At 32.0% G+C, this 20,179-nt stretch carries 18 protein-coding genes and 1 pseudogene; 8 read left to right on the plus strand and 11 right to left on the minus strand.

Translation table 11 applies throughout. The features are described 5' to 3' along the window. Positions 1-14: 14 nt before the first annotated feature. Positions 15-1,244 (plus strand): peptidase T, encoded by a 1,230-nt coding sequence (pepT, locus tag HMPREF3134_RS07075; protein WP_049426463.1) that lies wholly within the window; start codon positions 15-17, stop codon positions 1,242-1,244. 75 nt (positions 1,245-1,319) lie between these two features. Here the strand turns inward: pepT and HMPREF3134_RS07080 are convergent, their stop codons facing one another. The 3 genes from HMPREF3134_RS07080 to HMPREF3134_RS07090 form a co-directional block, all read right to left on the minus strand. Continuing rightward, the gene (locus HMPREF3134_RS07080) at positions 1,320-2,441 is read right to left on the minus strand and encodes a glycerate kinase (RefSeq protein ID WP_070441776.1); all 1,122 of its coding nucleotides are present in this window, start codon (positions 2,439-2,441) and stop codon (positions 1,320-1,322) included. 310 nt (positions 2,442-2,751) lie between these two features. Next, positions 2,752-3,072 carry a bacillithiol system redox-active protein YtxJ gene (gene ytxJ / locus HMPREF3134_RS07085; RefSeq protein WP_011276412.1) on the minus strand — a complete coding sequence of 107 codons (321 nt, stop codon included), beginning with the start codon at positions 3,070-3,072 and terminating at the stop codon, positions 2,752-2,754. Positions 3,073-3,204: 132 nt separating this feature from the next. Then, the gene (locus HMPREF3134_RS07090) at positions 3,205-4,080 is read right to left on the minus strand and encodes an EMYY motif lipoprotein (RefSeq protein ID WP_070441779.1); all 876 of its coding nucleotides are present in this window, start codon (positions 4,078-4,080) and stop codon (positions 3,205-3,207) included. Positions 4,081-4,189: 109 nt separating this feature from the next. Here HMPREF3134_RS07090 and HMPREF3134_RS07095 point away from each other — a divergent pair, with 109 nt between their 5' ends. From HMPREF3134_RS07095 to HMPREF3134_RS07105, 3 genes are all read left to right on the plus strand, one after another. After that, positions 4,190-4,705: a GrpB family protein gene (locus HMPREF3134_RS07095; RefSeq protein ID WP_070442009.1), complete on the plus strand. Its 516-nt coding sequence runs from the start codon at positions 4,190-4,192 to the stop codon at positions 4,703-4,705. 89 nt (positions 4,706-4,794) lie between these two features. Continuing rightward, a complete protein-coding gene (murB, locus tag HMPREF3134_RS07100) occupies positions 4,795-5,718 on the plus strand; it encodes a UDP-N-acetylmuramate dehydrogenase (RefSeq protein WP_070441782.1) in 924 nt (307 codons plus the stop codon). Between the two features lie 32 nt (positions 5,719-5,750). Continuing rightward, positions 5,751-6,065 carry a CHY zinc finger protein gene (locus HMPREF3134_RS07105; protein ID WP_029376644.1) on the plus strand — a complete coding sequence of 105 codons (315 nt, stop codon included), beginning with the start codon at positions 5,751-5,753 and terminating at the stop codon, positions 6,063-6,065. 57 nt (positions 6,066-6,122) lie between these two features. Here the strand turns inward: HMPREF3134_RS07105 and HMPREF3134_RS07110 are convergent. The 8 genes and pseudogenes from HMPREF3134_RS07110 to nrdI all read right to left on the minus strand — a co-directional run bounded on the left by HMPREF3134_RS07110 (position 6,123) and on the right by nrdI (position 14,973). Continuing rightward, positions 6,123-7,158: pseudogene (locus HMPREF3134_RS07110) on the minus strand (siderophore ABC transporter substrate-binding protein). A gap of 154 nt (positions 7,159-7,312) precedes the next feature. Further along, positions 7,313-8,350 carry a ferrated catecholamine ABC transporter substrate-binding lipoprotein SstD gene (locus HMPREF3134_RS07115; RefSeq protein WP_070441785.1) on the minus strand — a complete coding sequence of 346 codons (1,038 nt, stop codon included), beginning with the start codon at positions 8,348-8,350 and terminating at the stop codon, positions 7,313-7,315. A gap of 115 nt (positions 8,351-8,465) precedes the next feature. Further along, positions 8,466-9,248, minus strand: a complete 783-nt coding sequence (locus tag HMPREF3134_RS07120) for an iron ABC transporter ATP-binding protein (RefSeq protein WP_053017746.1) — start codon at positions 9,246-9,248, stop codon at positions 8,466-8,468. Further along, positions 9,245-10,204, minus strand: coding sequence for an iron chelate uptake ABC transporter family permease subunit (locus HMPREF3134_RS07125; RefSeq protein WP_070441787.1), 960 nt, complete (start codon positions 10,202-10,204; stop codon positions 9,245-9,247). The genes HMPREF3134_RS07120 and HMPREF3134_RS07125 overlap by 4 nt, the downstream gene beginning before the upstream one ends. Further along, positions 10,194-11,162, minus strand: coding sequence for an ABC transporter permease (locus HMPREF3134_RS07130; protein ID WP_070441790.1), 969 nt, complete (start codon positions 11,160-11,162; stop codon positions 10,194-10,196). Before HMPREF3134_RS07130 ends, HMPREF3134_RS07125 begins: the two co-directional genes overlap by 11 nt. Positions 11,163-11,410: 248 nt before the next feature. Continuing rightward, the gene (gene nrdF / locus HMPREF3134_RS07135) at positions 11,411-12,379 is read right to left on the minus strand and encodes a class 1b ribonucleoside-diphosphate reductase subunit beta (protein ID WP_011276423.1); all 969 of its coding nucleotides are present in this window, start codon (positions 12,377-12,379) and stop codon (positions 11,411-11,413) included. A gap of 127 nt (positions 12,380-12,506) precedes the next feature. Then, on the minus strand, positions 12,507-14,612 hold the full coding sequence (gene nrdE, locus HMPREF3134_RS07140) for a class 1b ribonucleoside-diphosphate reductase subunit alpha (protein WP_070441793.1): 2,106 nt from the start codon (positions 14,610-14,612) through the stop codon (positions 12,507-12,509). Next, entirely contained in the window at positions 14,575-14,973 is a 399-nt protein-coding gene (gene nrdI, locus HMPREF3134_RS07145; RefSeq protein ID WP_070441796.1) for a class Ib ribonucleoside-diphosphate reductase assembly flavoprotein NrdI, read from the minus strand. The genes nrdE and nrdI overlap by 38 nt, the downstream gene beginning before the upstream one ends. Before the next feature lie 787 nt (positions 14,974-15,760). Here nrdI and HMPREF3134_RS07150 point away from each other — a divergent pair. The 4 genes from HMPREF3134_RS07150 to HMPREF3134_RS07165 all read left to right on the plus strand — a co-directional run bounded on the left by HMPREF3134_RS07150 (position 15,761) and on the right by HMPREF3134_RS07165 (position 20,172). Continuing rightward, positions 15,761-16,624 (plus strand): DMT family transporter, encoded by an 864-nt coding sequence (locus tag HMPREF3134_RS07150; RefSeq protein WP_070441799.1) that lies wholly within the window; start codon positions 15,761-15,763, stop codon positions 16,622-16,624. A gap of 26 nt (positions 16,625-16,650) precedes the next feature. After that, on the plus strand, positions 16,651-17,151 hold the full coding sequence (queF, locus tag HMPREF3134_RS07155) for a preQ(1) synthase (RefSeq protein WP_011276427.1): 501 nt from the start codon (positions 16,651-16,653) through the stop codon (positions 17,149-17,151). A 296-nt stretch (positions 17,152-17,447) separates the two neighbouring features. After that, a complete protein-coding gene (locus HMPREF3134_RS07160) occupies positions 17,448-18,953 on the plus strand; it encodes an S-Cys-Gly-3M3SH uptake peptide MFS transporter (RefSeq protein ID WP_070441802.1) in 1,506 nt (501 codons plus the stop codon). Between the two features lie 292 nt (positions 18,954-19,245). Next, positions 19,246-20,172, plus strand: coding sequence for a diacylglycerol/lipid kinase family protein (locus HMPREF3134_RS07165; protein WP_070442012.1), 927 nt, complete (start codon positions 19,246-19,248; stop codon positions 20,170-20,172). The last annotated feature ends 7 nt before the right edge of the window (positions 20,173-20,179 follow it).

Here is a 20,179-nt window from a genome sequence, read left to right on the forward strand (position 1 = left end):
GGGGATGTCTTGCTATGAAAGCACAGCTTATAGATAGATTATCACGTTACGTAAAAATTGATACACAATCTAATCCGGAATCTTCAACTACACCTTCAACTGAGAAGCAATGGGATTTATTGCGTTTATTACAACAAGAACTTGAAGGTTTTGGCTTAGAAACGGATCTCGACGACAATGGATATTTATTTGCGACGTTAGAAAGCAATGTATCTTTCGACGTCCCTACCGTTGGGTTCCTGGCACATGTTGATACATCACCAGATTTTAATGCCAGCAATGTGAATCCGCAAATTGTAGAACAATATGATGGTAAAACAATTAAATTAGGTGATACTGGTCGAGTATTGAGTCAAGAAACTTTTCCAGAATTAAAAAAACTTGTAGGTCATACGCTAATGATTACTGACGGCACATCACTGTTAGGTGCAGATGATAAAGCTGGAGTTGTCGAAATCATGGAAGCAGTAAAATATTTAATAGAACACCCAGAAATCAACCATGGTCGAATCCGTATCGCATTCACGCCAGACGAAGAAATTGGACGAGGTCCTCATAAATTCGATGTGGAACGTTTCAATGCAGATTTCGCTTATACAATGGACGGCAGTGAATTTGGAGAATTACAATTTGAAAGTTTTAATGCCGCTGAGGCTAAGATAACTACACATGGTGTGAATGTCCATCCAGGATCTGCTAAAAACATCATGGTCAATGCTATCTCATTAGGCCATCAATTTCATAGTCTACTACCCGCTGGCGAAGTTCCTGAACGCACGGAAGACTATGAGGGATTTTATCATTTGATGAAATTCGAAGGTAATGTTGAAAAAACAACATTACATTATATCATTCGTGATCATGATAGAGAATCATTCGAATTACGTAAGAAAAAATTATTAGAAATTCGTGACGATATTAATGTCCATTATGAAGATTTCCCAGTGAAAGTAGATATAGAAGATCAATATTATAATATGGCTGAAAAGATTGAACCACATCCATATATTATTGATATTCCTAAAAAAGTGTTCAATGATTTAAGTATAGAACCAAACACTGCACCTATTCGTGGTGGAACTGATGGTTCACAATTATCATTTAAAGGCTTACCAACTCCTAATATATTTACAGGTTGCGGTAATTTCCATGGACCTTTTGAATATGCGTCAATCGATGTAATGGAGAAAGCAGTGCAAGTCATCATTGGTATTGCTCAAGAAGTCACACATCACCATAAATAAACATAATGAATAAGGCAAACCACAATTACCATGCTTATATAGGTAATTGCGGTTTGCCTTTTGTTAGTTATTCATTTATACATTATTTAATGTCGTTTTTAATAATCTAAGTGCTTGAACAGTAAAGTGTCGAATTTGTATACCCATTTTAAAGTCTGTGTATCTTTCTGGCATCTCTACGAAAGTATTAAACATTGCTGTAACATGGTACTGATTAAAGACATCAAATTTGTCATCAGTCGCACAAATAGCAATAGCAGGTTTATTATGTTTTTGCGCTAATTCTGCAATCGTTAAAGTCGTTGTTTCAAGTAAGTGATCCTCTTCTTTAACACCTTCACCAAAGATGATTAAATCTGCCTGAGAAACTAAATCATCTAAATGTGTTATTTGGTTAACCAATTCATGACTTGTTAATATTTCAGCATCGTACAATCCATTTAATAATGCTGCAATACCACCACCAGCGCCACCTCTTTCGATAGGACCCATAGCAATTTTCATTTCATTTTTAACAAGCTCACTGAAGTACCAAATTAAATTATCTATTTCTGCCGCTTTTTCTCGTGTCATTTGATGTGTTTCATAAGTCTTCATAATTTCACTATGCTTACCATATAATTTACTAGAAAAATCAGACATCAATTTAATATGTGCATCTTTGAAATTTTGAGGTATTGCAGAAAAATCTATTCGACGAATAAATTTAATCACTTGAGCACCTTCACGTGCATCTAGAAGTTCTCCTTCATCATTATAGAATTGAACACCTAAAGCTTGCATCATTCCAATACCACCATCGAAACTATCGATGCCACCAAGTGAAATAACAATGTTATCGGCTCCATTATTCAGTGCATCTATAATTACTTCTCCTAAACCGTAACTTGAACGTTGTTCAACCGGTTTTTGTCCTTTTATAAATAAATTCCCCTCAATTATAGTTAATCCTTGTTCAGTTTGACCATAAACTGTTTCAACTTCCTTCATATCCGCATCATGCACATTTACTCTATATTTCGTACCTGATTGCCATAAGAACACCGAATCCATTAGTTCATGACGCCCATTAAATAATGGCACTTGTACAATATCAGCATCTTCAATTTGACTGGCTACCGCTTCTTCAACGAAGCGATTCGCTTGATAACTTGAGATTATACCGTTAAATTCATCCATTGCTACTAATATTTTCATCTGTTAATCACCTCATGCCATTTTCTTTATTTATATATTGATTTAGATGTTATACATTCGACTTCACTTTCACATTATACATGGGTTGTCTCTACTTTTCATAATAATAGCTGTTGCAAATAGATAAATAAAAACAGGAGTGATACGGAATTCATCTAGAATTCATTGCCCACTCCTGCATGGATGACTAGAGCTGAGAAGCCATTGTGTGGCCAGTCTCTCAGATTTGTCAGCTACTGCACTTTATAATGCAGTCTAAACTATTATTTTTAACCTAAACACGTTTACTATTTTTAATTGTTGATAGTTGTTATTCTTCAGCTTGAGCTAATGAAGATACATTAATATCACTGTGACTAGCATTCCAAGTTGCTTCACCATCAATAAAATAGAATGCTTGTGGCGATTCATGTTTCACATTTGTCTTTTCAGCGATATAGTCAGAAAGTTTTCTTTCTTCTTGAACGACTAAGTAATAGCCATCCATATCTCTTTCATATAAAAATTTATTAAATTGATCGTATGCATCTGCTGAGATTGGACAAGTATCACTATGTTTTAATACAAATACATATTTATTATCTTTAAGTACTTGCTCAAACTGGTCAATCGAACTCAGCTTTATAGCCATTCTATTCACCTCTAAAATTATTTATGCCCATGTTGCTCTTTATAATCTTTATAAACTACTCAATGGGTTCAATTATACACATTTCAAAGTCCATTGTTAACCAAAAATTATAATTTTATCAACTATGTCTATCTATTGCTTTTTTAACTTTTTCAAGTCTTCGGAAAAACCACTTTTATCCTTACTTAATTCTTTACCCGTTTTCGGTAACTTTTCTACATCAATTTTAGAAAGTTTTTTCTCTATTTCAATGGTAGTTTCTCGCGTGTCATAGTAATTCAATAAATTATAATACATTTCAATCGCATTTTTGCGAGCACTGTTGACTTTTGGGTCAGTAATATTGGTTTGGTTTAATTCTGTAATTTGCTTCTCAATTAACGGTTTAATATGTTCGTCAATTGCTTTCTTAGAATTAGTATCATCACTTTCTAAGTATTTTTGTGCAGCTTCTTTAAGATTTTGATTGTTACTTTCAATTTTAGATGTTAACTGATTGGCATCTTTTTGATTAGTTGCCTTTTTAATTTGCGTTTCTACTTGTGAGCGATTACTTTCAAATAACTTTGTATAATCCAAGATATCTTCATTCGCCTTAATTGACTTATTACATAAATCTACAAAGGTTTTAATATCATATATAGATTGTTTTTCCTGTTTTGCATTTTCTAAGTACTTGTTCTTTAAGTCTTTAACATCTTGATGTTCAGCTGGTAATTGTTTAGCTGACTTTTCATATTTTTTAAATTGAGGAATTAAGTGTTTGTTAATATCTTTTTGTAGTGCTTCAAACTCTCTTTTATTCTTATCAGTGGTGTCCGTCTTGCTCAATTGATCCAATTGTTTCAAGTGAATCTTGTCCATTACAGTTTTAAGATCTTTCTTCTCATCTTCAACCTTATTAAGTTGTGTTTGAAAATCCTTTAAGTCCGCGCTACTTTGATTGCCACACGATGAGAGCAATATGCCACATATCAACATTATAGAAAGTATTGCTAATTTCTTCATAAATGCACTCCTATCAACACGTATTATACCTAAAGCTATTTATATTGAAAATGATTTGTGTTATAGTATTTCAGAATTTGTCAAAACTTATAATTTAAAGGAGATACGAATGTACTCAACCGTTCAACCTTTTATTCATGGCGACACTCAATCTGAATATGACACATTATATCAAACAACTAAAACATCATTATTCAACTTACTAGATTCTCCTGTAAAGTTCACGCAACATATTGGAGGCACAAGTCATTTTAATTATGCAACTGAGCCCATTTTAGATGTTTTAGTTGGTGTAAATAATTTACATGATATCACAGCTCTAGATGAGAAACGATTAAATTATTTAGGCTTTTATCGTCTCCATCACCCCTATAAGAAGAAAGTTATGATGGCTAAATTCAATAATATGATTGATTTGAGACAAACCATTCGCCTACACATTATTCAAATGGACACACCCTTATTCGAACAGTATATTGAAGTAGACAAAGTACTTGCAACACAATCAGATATAGCACGTCACTTTTCAGAAAAAAAGACTTCTATTGTCCAACATGTTAATTATATAAGACCATACGAAAATCAAAAACAGAAATACTTTGAAGATATATTTCAAAAGTTGTAAAACTTTGAATTCTGTTGTCGTTTTCGCAAATCATCTATAAAATTGCTATAATAAAAATTAGATTATAGAAGAGAAGAAAGGATGTACTTATGTTAAAGCAAGAAGACATCTTACAAGATTTAAAATCCTTAATACCTGAAGATATTATTAAAGTAAATGAACCTTTAAAACGATATACATACACCGAGACAGGTGGAAATGCAGACTTTTATTTATCTCCCACTAAAAATGAGGATGTACAAGCTATTGTAAGATACGCTAAAGAAAAAGATATCCCGGTCACATACCTCGGAAATGGGTCAAACATTATTATTCGTGAAGGTGGCATTCGTGGTATTGTTATTAGCTTATTATCATTAAAGCATATTAATGTTTCTGATGATGCTATTATTGCTGGAAGCGGTGCTGCAATTATAGATGTTTCACGTGCTGCTAGAGACCATGTGTTAACAGGTTTAGAATTTGCTTGTGGCATTCCAGGTTCTGTCGGAGGAGCTGTTTACATGAATGCTGGCGCATATGGTGGTGAAATCAAAGATTGTATCGACTACGCGCTTTGTGTTAATGAAGAAGGTGATTTAATTCAATTTACTAATAAAGAATTAGAATTAGATTACAGAAATAGTATTGTACAAAAGCAACATTTAGTTGTACTTGAAGCTGCTTTTACACTTGAACCAGGAAAATCAGACGAAATTCAAGCGAAGATGGATGACTTAACTGAACGTCGTGAGTCTAAACAACCACTAGAATACCCATCATGTGGTAGTGTGTTCCAAAGACCACCGGGTCATTTTGCAGGAAAATTAATACAAGATTCAGATTTACAAGGTTATCGTGTTGGTGGCGTAGAAGTTTCTAAAAAACATGCAGGATTCATGGTTAATGTAGATAATGGAACAGCTACTGATTATGAAGATTTAATTCATCACGTACAAAAAGTAGTGAAAGAAAAATTCGATGTCGAACTTCATCGTGAAGTTCGAATTATTGGAGAGCATCCTGAAGAATAGCAACTATATATGTTGATGGGAGACGATGAATGATGCCAAAGGTTTATGGCTCACTTGTAGACAATGAAACACGATGCACACATTACCATACTTTTTTAGATGTTATAGCAATAAAATTCAAATGCTGCAATAAATATTATCCGTGTTATCAATGTCACGAAGAACACGAAACACATCCTATCAAAAGATGGTCAGAACAAGAATTTGATGAAAAGGCAATTATGTGTGGTGTATGTAAACATGAAATGTCTATTCAAGATTATATGATGACAGAGCTATGTCCTAAATGCCAAGCACATTTTAATAGTCGTTGTAAATTCCACTATCATTTATATTTTGAATTATAATAAAGGCTTAGTAACAATCTTTCAATTGTTACTAAGCCTTTATACTTTGAGTTTTTATTATTTTAATTTTTTCAAGATTTGATTTAATTCATCAATTTGTTTGATTATTGTTGAAGTTGAACCAGCGCTAAACTACCATAGTTTAAGATCCAATTCATAAACATTACCATTTTTAACTGCATTTACATCTTTAATTACATCATTAGATAACGTTTGTTTTGCACTTGATTTGCCACTTACAACTTGTCCTCTATCCATACTAAGACAATATCAGGATTTTTACTTGTAATATACTCATTATTAATATTTTGGCCATGTGGACTTGCTTTGACATGCTCATCTGTAGGTTTAAATCCTAATGTATCGTAGATTAAATCTCCAAATCTACCACCTGGTCCAAATGTAGATAATTTACCTTCATTAACTAAAAGATACATTGTTTTCTTATCTAATTTTTCAACTTTCGCTTTTGTATCCGCTATTTTTCATTCAACTCTTCAATTAATGATTTATCTTTATCTTCTTTACCATAAATTTTTCCTAATTTAGTTGTTACAGATTTCATATCATTTATATAATTTTTCTCACTGGCACCAACATAAACGATTTTAGCGTCTGGTGCAGCTTTTTTAAGTTCATCTATATTCTTCACTGTTGCTGTTCTTCCAGAAATATAAATGACCTCTGATTTAGCTTTAGCTATTTTATTAAAATTAATTTGTATTAAATTACCAGTATTGATGTATTTATCATCTTTGAATTCTGAAAGAAATTCAGGTAACGCAGCATTTTTCTCACCTTTAGGCAATCCAATAATGCGGTATTGAACGCCAAACGCTTTTAATACATCAACGGCACCATAATCAAAGGCAATTGCACGTTTTTGATTCTTCGGCAAATCAACAGTTTCTTTAATTTCTTTGGCATCACTTTTATCTTTTTTCTCGCCTCTTGTCTTATAATTATTTTCAATTTGAACTATGTCTTTATTGTCATTCTTCTTCGAAGTATCATTGTTACCGTCAGAGCTTTTACCACACGCTGTTAAGACTAAAGCAAGACTTAATAATAAAAACAAAATTATTTTCTTCATCGTTGCAACATTCTCTAGTTGCATTATTAAGTGATAACGATTATCAATATCACTTAAAATTATATTACTTTATTATAAAATAATTTTCAACACTAATTTTAGTCAAAAAAATATCGCCCTATTCTGGGCGATATTGAAAACTTATACCATCAATTTATTTATCGACTACTTCTTCTAATTCATCAATTTGTTTCATAGTTGTTGTAGTTGAACCAGAAGCAAAGTACCATAATTTAGGATCTAATTGATATACTTTATCATTTTTAACTGCATTAACGTCTTTAATAACATTATTACTTAACACTTTTTTAGCAGTTGATTCTCCGCCTACAACTTCACCACGGTCCATTGCTAAAATAACATCTGGATTATGCTTGCTAATATATTCATTATTTACATTTTGACCATGTGGACTATTGCTAACATTCTCATCTGCTGGTTTAAAGCCTAATGTATCAAATACTAAACCACCAAATCGACCTTTAGGACCAAATGTTGATAATTCACCTTCATTTACTAATAAATACATTACAGTTTTATTGAACTTCTTAGTTTCATCTTTCATTTCAGATATTTTTTCATCTAAGTCTTCGTTAATGTCTTTGGCTTTATCTTCTTTGTCGTAAATTTTACCTAAGTTTTCAGTGTTTTTCTTCATGTCTTTAACTAAGTTTTTCTCATCCGCACCTACGTAAACGATTTTAGCGTCTGGTGCAGCTTTTTTGAATTCATCTAAATTCTTCTGATTTGCCGTTCTACCTGAGATAAATATAACTTCTGGTTTAGCAGCAGCTACTTTGTCGAAATTAACTTCTTTAAGATTTCCGGTGTTAACATATTTATCATCTTTAAATTCTTTTAAGAAATCAGGTAATGATTCGTTGTTTTCACCTTTTGGTAAGCCTTTTACTTTATCAGCCACACCTAATTCTTTAAGTACATCTAAAGCACCATAATCTAAGACTACTGCATTTTTAGGATTTTTAGGAACTTCAACAGTATTGCTTACTTTCTTAGCGTCACTACCATCTCGTTCTTTACCTGAAGCTTCGAAATTATTCTTAATTTTCACAGTTTCTTTTGAATCTTTGCTATCACTCTTAGAACCTGAATCGTTACTACTTGATTCATTACTACAAGCTGATAAAACTAATACTAAAGATAATACTAAAAATAAGACTGTTTTTTTCATATGTACGACTCCTCTAAAAATATTTAATCTTTATGCTGCTCATCAATTGAACTTCTCTCTTGTCTACGTCTTCGAATAGCATCACCCCTTTGAAATATCAGGTTAAATTATTTAATTATAAAAGTGAGTCAAAAGTGTCTTCATCGTAATACAAACAAATTCGTTGTCCTCTAATTTCTTCGATATGAACATCCATCTCGTATAATTGTTTTAAAATCTCAGCTTGTATAACGTTATCTTTTGTATCTGCTTTGACAATTTCACCATTTTTTAGTGCAATGATGTCATCTGAATAGCATGAAGCAAAATTTATATCGTGTAGAACAATGACAATCGTTTTATTTAAGTCTTTGCAGAGGCGGCGTAACGTCTGCATAATCTGTACAGAATGTTTCATATCTAGGTTGTTTAACGGTTCATCTAATAATATATAATCTGTATCTTGAGCAATTGTCATTGCAATATAAGCACGTTGTCTTTGACCACCAGATAACGTTTTTATATTTCGATGACGAATATTCTGGAGTTGCAATAAGTCTAGGGCATATTCAACTTGTTCATAATCTTCTTTCTTCATACGACCTTTTGAATATGGAAATCGACCAAAATTAACTAATTGCTCAACTGTTATATTCATTTCTGTATGATTTGTTTGTTTTAAAATACTTAATTTTTTAGCTAAATCATCATTTTTATAATCTACGACAGCTTTACCTTCAATCTTAATTGTTCCCTTTTCATACTCAAACAGACGACTAACAGCAGACAGTAAAGTACTTTTACCGGCGCCATTAGGTCCTATAAGCGATGTTAGTCTACCTTTTTGAATGTCGACGTTAATATTTTTTAAAATTGGCTTATTCTGTATAGCTTTGTCTAAATTTTTAATTTCAATCAATTTGCACTTCTCCTTTTGATAAGTAAGTAAATGAAGTAACTTCCACCGATTAAATCAATGATTAAGCTAAACTCTGTTGTCGCTTCAAATAAATTCTCAACGATCCATTGCGCCATAAATAAACTAATCCAACTAATTAATATCGTCGCTGGCAATATATATTTATGTTCATATGTCTTCATTAATTCATGGGCTAAATTTACAGTTAGTAATCCTAAAAATGTAACAGGACCAACTAAAGCAGTGGAAATAGAAACTAATAGTGCCACTAATATGAGTAGCAAGCGCGTCATTGTCTCGTAAGAAACACCTAAATTGATTGCTTGTGCTCTTCCAAGTAGTAGTACATCTAAATATGGACGCATTATCACGGTAATAATAATTAAGACAAGCAATAAACATATAGATACTAATACCAATCGTGAGTTTGAGGCTTCGAAACTCGCAAACATGGCACTTTGAACCGCTAAGAATGACTCAGGATCCATGATTAGCTGAATAAAGCTAGTAATGCTTCGGAAGAATGTTCCTAAGATGACTCCTACAAGTAAAATGAAATATACTGAGAAATGTCCTAATTTAAACATGCCTTCAAAAAGCAATAATGAAAATAAGACCATCGCAATTAACGTCACAAAAAAGTTTAAATACACATTTGTAACCACTGCTGCTTGCGTACCGACTAAAAAAACTGGCAACACTTTTACAAATAGATAAACAGAGTCGAGACCCATGATTGATGGTGTTAATAATCGATTCGTTGTTATCGCTTGAAATATAACAACTGATGCCCCTATAGCACCACCAACAATGAGTATAAGTATTAATTTTCTTAATCGATTCTGAAATTGATATTGAAAAATTTCAAAGTCTAAACCTACTAATAAGTAAAATGCTGCCATGCAAATTGTCGCAATAATTAATATGATGATTTTCTTGTTAGAACTAATTTGCATAATGCTTTCTACCTTTCATTAGTAAGATTAGGAATATCACTGTCCCAAATACACCTATCGTTAATCCAATATTAATTTCATAAGGATAAACGATTAATCTACCGATGATATCAGCGAATAATACAAATATTGACCCTAACATCAACGTATGTGGAAGTGCATTTTTCAGATGGTCCCCTCTATACATTGAAATAATATTAGGTACAATGAGACCTAAAAATGGCAAAGTACCTACAGTAACAACAACTAAAGCCGTCAATGCTGCTGTAATAAATAATGCAATGTTTATAATTTTTTCATAACTTACACCCAAATTATGACTAAAGTCTTTCCCCATACCAGCAATCGTAAAATGATTCGCAAAAATAAATGCGATAATGAGTAATGGAACTACAAGATAAAGCACTTCATAACGTCCGCTTGTGATAATTGCAAAGTTACCATTCATCCAGTTGCCAATACTTTGTAATGCATTGGTTCTTAACGCAACAAAAGTAGTAAAGCTAGATACAATACCACCGATCATAATTCCTAATAATGGTACGAATATAACTTCTTTAACACGAATCAAATTAATTAACTTCACAAATAAATATGTCCCTGCTAAACTCAATCCTACTGAAAATAGCAACTTGATTAGGATGTGACCTTTCGGAAAAAAGATTAGCGAAATTAAAATACCTAACTTGGCCCACTCCATTGTTCCTACCGTAGTTGGACTTACAAATTTATTTTGCATCATCTGTTGCATAATTAATCCTGCTAACGCGAGTGAACTACCTGAAAGTAGGATACTAACCGTCCGTGGAATACGACTTGAGAACAAAATATTTTGTTGCTCTTCACTTAAGTGGAAAATATCTGAAAGAGAAAGCTGACTCACTCCAACAAATAAGGAGACTATAGTTAAACAAACTAATAAAATAAGTAAAACATAACCCTTAAATAAAAACTTCACTAATAATTCTCCTCATCTTGCTATATGTATTAAATGATAATCGTTATCACCGATAATGATTATCATTGTTGTTAATATTAATATTAAAGATTACAGACGTGAATTTCAATAGTATTTTTATACATAAGTAAATATTTATTTTTGTTCAAATACGATGTACTCTTTTTGATACAAAAATAAGCCACTAAATTCGTAGTTGTTATCAACAACACTGAATCTAGTGGCTTATTAATGTTAGTCTTTGATAATTAATTATCAAAAATGAAATCTTCGTCTTGTAAGGCTTCTACATTTAATGCCAATGTGTATCCGTCACCTTTAACTGAGAAGAAATCATGGTTTTTAGTTGTAGTATCTAATGCATTTTCAATGATAGGATTAAATTCTTTTTCTTCAAAGTATGGTTCAAAGCCTAAGTTAGATAATGCTTTGTTTCCATTGTATTGGACATAGTTCAATACATCTTCACTTAAGCCGATATCATCGTATAACATATGTGTATAAGATACTTCATTAGCGTATAAATCTTCTAATAATTTATACATCTCTTTATCTGCTTTTTGTTTTTCATTTTCAGATAGTTCGTTACGTAAACTTTGAGCATCTAATCCTGTAAACACACCATGGATTGATTCGTCTAGTAAAATCTTTCTAATGATTTCACCAGAAGTAGTCATTTTACCTTGTCCAGCTAAATACAAAGGATAATAGAAACCAGAGTAGAATAAGAAGGTTTCTAAAAATACACTTGATACCCTTGCAATATATTGATCATATATAGAGGCTTCTTTGCCCCACAATTTGTGATAGTTTTCAATAATTTTATCAGATTTATATTTTAAATGAGGCTCTTCTATTACCCAAGTATCTAGTAAATAGTTTGTTTCACTAGATGGAAGTAAAGTTGTAAATATATGTGAATAACTTTTCGCATGAATTTGTTCCATCATTGCCATAAATGAATACACTGCTTTTTTACGTAAGTCTGTTGTGTGTAACATAATTAACGGCATACCATCATCTGCTTGATGTGTATCCAATCCTGTTAATCCTGCTAACGCACGTTTGAATGTATTCTTCTCGTCTTCAGTTAGTGTCTTCCAACTTGCAATATCTTTTGATACTTTAAATTCTGTTTCTACCCACATTTGAGAAATATTTTGACGCCAAAACATATTCGTCATATCTTCTTGGGTATTCCAATTGACGGCCTTCATTTATAAATCCTCCTTAATTACTAAAAAGCAAATCTCATTCGTTTAGAGGATAAGTTGAGAGTCATTTTTAAGTTTTGACTCTACAACCTTCCTCCTTTTCAAATTTTGTTATCTTAAGTTTCTTAAATTAGATAGCACAGCTTGTACATTCTTCTACACTCAATAATTTGTTACGAGTATAATATAGCGATTTAAGCCCTTTATGGTGAGCATAAACATATAATCTTGATAATTCACGTGTTGAAATTTCAGAATTCACATATAAAATTGTTGAAATACCTTGGTCCACGTGTGTTTGAATCGTAGCGATTAAATCTATTAATTTCATTTGGTCAGTATTGAATGCTGATTTATAATACCACATTGTTTCAGGAGACAAGAATGGCATTGGATAAAATGTTTCAGCATTACCATAAGTACGACGTTCAATTTGATCAACAATTGGCATAACTGAACTTGTTGCATTTTGTACATATGAAATACTTTGTGTAGGTGCAATTGCAAGTCTATATGCATGATATAAACCATGCTGTTGAACTTGTTCTTGTAATGCTTTCCAATCTTTAGCAGTTGGAATATCGATGTGATCAAATAGTCGTTTCACTTTCTCAAATTTAGGTTCAAATTCTTGAGAAGTATAAAACTCAAAGTATTTACCACTGGCATAATCTGATTGATCAAAGTCTTGATATACTTCACCACGTTCTTTCGAAATTTCCATTGAACGTTCGATTGAATAATAGTTCATCATCATGAAGAAAGTATTTGCAAAGTCTTTAGCTTCCTCTGATTCATATCCTATTTTATTTTTAGCTAAATAGCCGTGTAAGTTCATTACGCCTAGACCGACAGAGTGTAACTCACTGTTAGCTTTTCTCACGCCTGGTGCGTTTTGAATATTTGCTTCATCACTAACTACTGTTAATGCATCCATACCTGTGTGAACAGAATCTTTAATTTTACCTGTTTCCATCACATTTACAATGTTTAAAGAACCTAAGTTACAAGATATGTCACGTTTAATTTCATCTTCGATACCATAATCATTAATCACTGATGTCTCTTGTAATTGGAAGATTTCTGTACATAAATTACTCATTTTAATTTGACCAATATTTGAATTGGCATGTACTTTGTTAGCATTATCTTTAAACATTAAGTATGGGTAACCTGATTGTAATTGTGTTTGGGCAATCATATTCAACATTTCTCTTGCGTCTTTTTTCTTCTTAACGATATTAGGGTTTGCAACCATGTCATCATAGTATTTTTCTAAATCAATATCATCGAGTGTTACACCATATTCTTGTTTAACCGTATGTGGCGCAAACATATAGAAATCTTTGCCCTCTTTTGCCAAATCAAAGAATTTAGACGGCACTATAAGACCAGTAGAAATTGTTGATAAACGTAAGTCTTCATCAGCATTTACCTTTTTAGTGTCTAAGAACTCTTCTACATCATAATGGAAGATATTTAAATATACTGCACCTGCACCTGGACGTTGGCCAAGTTGATCAGCATAGCTAAATCCACCTTCTAATGCTTTGGCAACTGGTAACACCCCTTTGGCTACACCTTTAATACCTTTGATGGCTTCACCACGTGCACGTAATTTAGAAAGATTTATTGCTACACCACCACCAATTTTACTTAATTGCTTGGCAGTAGAATCAATGAAATTGATAGAGTTCAAGCTATCATCTACCTCTAATAGGAAACACGATACTAATTCACCACGACGTGCGCGACCAGCATTCAAGAAAGTTGGTGTTGCAGGTTGATAACGTTGCTCAACCATTGCTAAGATAAATTGTTTCGCTTGCTGCTTATTACCATCCGCTAAATATAGTGCAACGATTGCGACATGTTGATTATAATCCTCTAGATATTGTGATTTATCATTAGTTTTTAGCGCATAATCTTTATAAAACTTACTAGCAGACATATAGCTTGCAAATTCAAAGTTGATAGATTTTGCGAATTCAGTGATTTCAACTAAATCTTCTTCGCTATATTTGTCGAAGACATTAAAATAAAAATTATTATCTACTAGATAGTGTAAACGTTCAATCTCACTGTCAAAATAAATTGTTTTATCATGGATTTCTTCTAGATAAACCGCTAATGCTTCTTGATCTTTCTCCAAGGTAAAGAAACCATTTTCTTTACGTTTCGTAACTTCATTATTTAGTTCAATATGATTGTACTTTTTCTCGTTCATAATTTTCATTGAAATGCCCCACCTTATTTTTAAATTCAATAACATCTTTATTAGAACCTTGTACTTCAAATTTCATTAATAAAGGTACATGGTATTTTTCGGAAATTGTTCTACCCGCTTTCGCAAAGTTTTGTCCCCAGTTACGGTTACCACTTGCCACGACAGCGCGTAAATTATGATGATTAACTTCTAAAAACGATTGTACTTCTTTAGGCACTTCACCAAATCCAATTGTTCCCGTAACTAAAATATAAGGTTCTTCAAATGGATCTGTACAATTATCCTTAGTAATTTCCATTACATCTGAAATTTCACTTCGTTTAATAAATCTTCTTACATTACCTGAAAAAGAAAAATAAACTACTTTCATTGGAACGCCTTCTTTCGTCAATCCATAATATTAATTAAAAAGAAGTTCTCTTAATAGATAAGAAAACTTGTTAGACAATAAATACGGCATATTTTAGACATTTAATTGGATGTTAACTAGCTGATGATTAATATACTAAAAGAAGTGACTTTCATTTCTAGCCACTACATGTAGTGTTTAGACTAAAATTTCAAGACTATTTCATCTATATGCTCGTTCGTATTAATAGTATTAAATTAGGAATTTCAACTTAAAATCAGTGTGAAATTGCCTTTAAAATGAATAATTTGTATAACACAAACTTTTTATACAACCACAACATGTTGTGGTTCATTTCATGTTTTAGTACTATATTCTGTGTTTCATTATACAGAATTGCTCTCTTAATTAAAAGTAACTATTTCGTGACAAAAGTTCGGAAAAACGTTTGAATGTGCATCAGACCAACTTAAATTGACGCAAATAATTATTTTTGAATATTTGATGTGTTTTAGTTGCATTTTTAGCATCTAAATAAACTATTGAATTGTCGGCATTCTTGAAGTCCAATCATTTAAATTATCAATATATTTTGCGCAATTATTCAAATGTTAATTATATTTTGCTTCAAAAACACGAATATAACATTTGTAAAAAAATAGTATTTAACGTGTTTTTAATACAAACAGAACGTTTGTTCGTATCTAGATAATAATACATCTTGGTATTATTTTCAAGTATTCATGCATTAGCATTTGAATTATGCTACTATATATACGGTAATTTATTACAAATGAGGCGATTAACCTTGAATCCAAAAGTTAAAGGTATTATTGCAATTTTAATTTCAGCTGTCGGTTTTAGTTTTATGTCAGTCTTTTTTAGACTCGCCGGAGATTTACCTGTATTTCAAAAATCCCTAGCTCGAAATTTTGTTGCAATGTTCATACCATTATTCTTCATATTTAAATATAAACAACCTATGTTTGGGAAATTAAGTAGCCAACCCCTTTTAATTTCTCGATCTACACTAGGCCTTATAGGTGTCTTATTAAATATATACGCTATAGATCATATGGTATTAAGCGATGCGGATACACTGATGAAACTTAATCCTTTTTGGACGATACTACTCAGTTTAATTTTTCTTAATGAGAAAGTTCGAAAATATCAAATCATTGCTATGATTGTAGCAATCTTAGGTATGTTATTTATCGTTAAACCAGAGTTTTCTTCAACAATGATTACTTCTTTAGCTGGATTATTTTCAGGTATCTTTGCTGCCTCTGCGTACACATGTGTTCGTGCATTAAGTAACAGAGAAGCACCATATACTATTGTTTTTTATTTTTCATTATTTTCAGTTGTCGTTTTAATACCGTTTTCAATCGCAACTTATGAGCCAATGACGACAATACAAATAATTTATCTTTTAGGGGCAGGTCTTTCTGCTGCAGTTGGCCAAATCGGTATTACACTAGCCTATAGTTTTGCACCTGCAAAAGATATTTCTATCTTTACGTATGCTTCAATCATTTTTACGGCTATATTCGGATTTATATTATTCGGTGAAACACCTGATTTCTATGCCCTTATCGGTTATGTCATTATTATTGGTGCAAGCTATTATATGTTCGAAAAGGCACGACGACAAACCGCTATAACAAAATAACGATCTAACACTAAGGAGTGATTCAATTGACTCAAGGACGTCAAAAAGAAGAACTACAAGATATTACTTTATTAGGTAATCAAAATAATAAATATGAATTTGACTATACACCAGAAGTTTTGGAAACATTTGATAATAAACATCAAGGACGCGATTACTTCGTAAAATTCAATTGTCCTGAATTTACATCTCTTTGCCCAATTACAGGTCAACCAGATTTCGCAACGATTTATATTTCGTACATTCCAAATATTAAAATGGTAGAATCTAAGTCATTGAAATTGTACTTATTTAGCTTTAGAAATCATGGGGATTTCCATGAGGATTGTATGAATATCATTATGAATGACTTAATTGACTTAATGGACCCACATTATATTGAAGTTTGGGGCAAATTCACTCCACGAGGCGGTATTTCAATAGATCCATACACTAATTATGGACGCCCAAATTCTAAATATGAGAAGATGGCTGAACACCGATTAATGAATCATGATTTATATCCAGAAAAAATAGATAACAGATAAAAGATTAACTTAACCACTAAATTGTCAAACAATTTAGTGGATTTTTTCATTATTTGTGAGATTTTATTTAAATTTACTATTGCCTATTAGTGAATTAAAGCGTATTTTATTATTATCATCTAAAATTCCAAAAGAGTAAGATGATTTAAATAAAGCAACTTATTCGCATACAATTTTAAATCATCAACTCATCGACTGAAATTTCTGATAATTTCTATTTTTAAGAAATTAATCAATTACACCTATCATATTCATGATTTTAAACTTCAGTCTTTAAAGAAAGGATTGGGATACATATGGCAACAAACAATTCCCATGAACAAGCTGTTCAAACAATACCTCAACGAGGGTTCTTCGGACACCCTAGTGGTTTAGGGGTACTATTCTTTGTAGAATTTTGGGAAAGATTTAGTTATTATGGCATGCGTGCCATGCTTATTTTCTACATGTATGATCAAATTAAAAATGGTGGTTTAGGAATTGATCAAACGACTGCAATGTCTATCATGTCAGTCTATGGCGCATTAATTTACATGTCTTCAATTCCTGGTGCATGGGTCGCAGATAGACTATTCGGTACTAGAGGGGCAACCTTGATTGGTGCAGTACTCATTATCATCGGACATATTTGTCTAAGTTTACCATTCGCAATGTTCGGTTTATTTGCATCAATGTTCTTTATCATTATTGGTTCAGGCTTAATGAAACCAAATATTTCAAACATAGTTGGACGCTTATATCCTGAGAATGATACTCGTATGGATGCCGGTTTCGTTATATTCTACATGTCAGTTAACCTAGGTGCACTTATCTCACCTATCATTCTGCAACATTTCCTAGACGTGAAAAACTATCATGGTGGTTTCTTAATTGCAGCGATTGGTATGGCATTAGGTTTAGTATGGTATATGATTTTCAATAAAAAGAATTTAGGTTCTATTGGTATGAATCCAACCAACCCGCTATCTTCTGAAGAAAAGAAAAAATATGGATTAATTGTAGGTATCATTGTAGCAGTCATTGCTATTGTACTATTAGTTACATATTTCACAAATACTTTATCCTTCAATCTTATTAGTAATACGGTTCTAGTACTTGGTATAGCTCTACCAATCATTTACTTCACTACTATGATTCGAAGTAAAGATGTTACAGATATAGAGCGTTCTCGTGTTAAAGCATTCATTCCGTTATTTATTTTAGGAATGTTATTCTGGGCAATACAAGAACAAGGATCAAACGTATTAAACATTTATGGTTTAGAACGTTCTGATATGAAAATGAATTTATTCGGTTGGACAACTAATTTCGGTGAAGCATGGTTCCAATCAATTAACCCATTATTTATTCTTTTATTCGCACCAATCGTATCTGCGATTTGGTTGAAAATGGGTAAAAAACAACCAAGCCTTCCAGTAAAATTTGGAATTGGTACGCTATTAGCTGGTGCTTCATACATTTTAATGGGACTTATCGGTATGAGTTATGGTGATACACACTTCTCAGTAAACTGGGTTATCCTATCATACGTTGTATGTGTGATTGGTGAATTATGTTTATCACCTACTGGTAATAGTGCGGCTGTTAAATTAGCACCTAAAGCATTTAATGCTCAAATGATGAGTGTTTGGTTATTAACAAACGCATCTGCACAAGCACTTAATGGTACATTAGTTAAATTAATCAAGCCTTTAGGGCAAACGAATTATTTCATCTTCTTAGGAAGCGTTGCTATCGTAATTACAGTAATCATCTTAGCTTTCACTCCTAAAATTTCAAAAGCAATGAAAGGTATTCATTAATCACCTTTGTATTGTTAAAAGATGACATTTAAACAAAACAAATAATTATCTTTAAGCATCTTCATAGTAATTTTATAGCTATGAAGGTGCTTTTTTATTTAAATTATCCTTATTGAGAAGATGACAAGGCATTTGAAAATAAATTTTATCTTGTCCTTTTCTTTGTATATCAACTAAAAAAATGTAATGATAAATACTTAAGCACTTGTTTTACTCAAATTATAATTAAGTAAATAACATTTCGGGTAAACAAATGATAAATCAGAGTAAATAAATGAAAGTAGGCATACGTATGGGTCAAAAATTTAATCATGGTGTTCTTTTTTACCATGAACATAGTGGTCTCAAAGATATATATGAAGGTTTAGGAGAAGTAACTAAATCACTTACTACTATGTGCAAACACCTATCAATTCAACTAAGTGAAAATGAAGGCGACATTATTAAGTATTGTGAAAGAATTAAAAATCAAGAATATAGTAGTGATGTTGATATCGTTTTTATCCTAGGTGGCGATGGTACAGTTAATGAATTAGTTAATGGCGTTTTAGCAAATGACCTAAATGTATCTATTGGAATTATTCCAGGAGGTACATTTAATGATTTCACTAAAACATTAAACTTGAACCCTAACTTTAGTAAAGCTAGTGAACAACTTAAAATGTCTCGCTTGGAATCATATGATGTTATGAAAGTGAATGGCACTTATGTGCTTAACTTTGTGGGATTAGGACTTATAGTTCAAAACGCGGAAAACGTGCAAGAAGGTCGTAAAGATATCTTCGGTAAATTAAGCTATGTTGGTTCAACTGTTAAAACATTAATGAATCCAGAAGATTTTGATTATACATTAACTGTAGATGATAAAGAACTTAATGGTAATACCTCTATGCTAGTCGTTGCTAACGGTCCTAATATCGGTGGCAGTAGAATACCACTTATGGATTTATCACCTCAAGATGGTAAAGTGAATAGTTTTATTTTTGATAAACAAAGTTTTACTATTCTCAATGATGTGTTCAAAAAACGCGATAGTATGGATTGGAATGAAATTACAAATGGAATTGATCACATAGCCGGTAAACATATTACATTATCGACGGATCCAGTTATGAAAGTAGATATTGACGGTGAAATTAGTCTTGAAACGCCAATTACAATTGAAGTTCTACCAAAAGCACTTCAGATTCTAACTTTTCCAGAGAATGCTGAACAATAAGAATTTA

Origin of the sequence: Staphylococcus sp. HMSC14D10, from assembly GCF_001808125.1 — a bacterium.
Classification (GTDB): domain Bacteria; phylum Bacillota; class Bacilli; order Staphylococcales; family Staphylococcaceae; genus Staphylococcus; species Staphylococcus haemolyticus.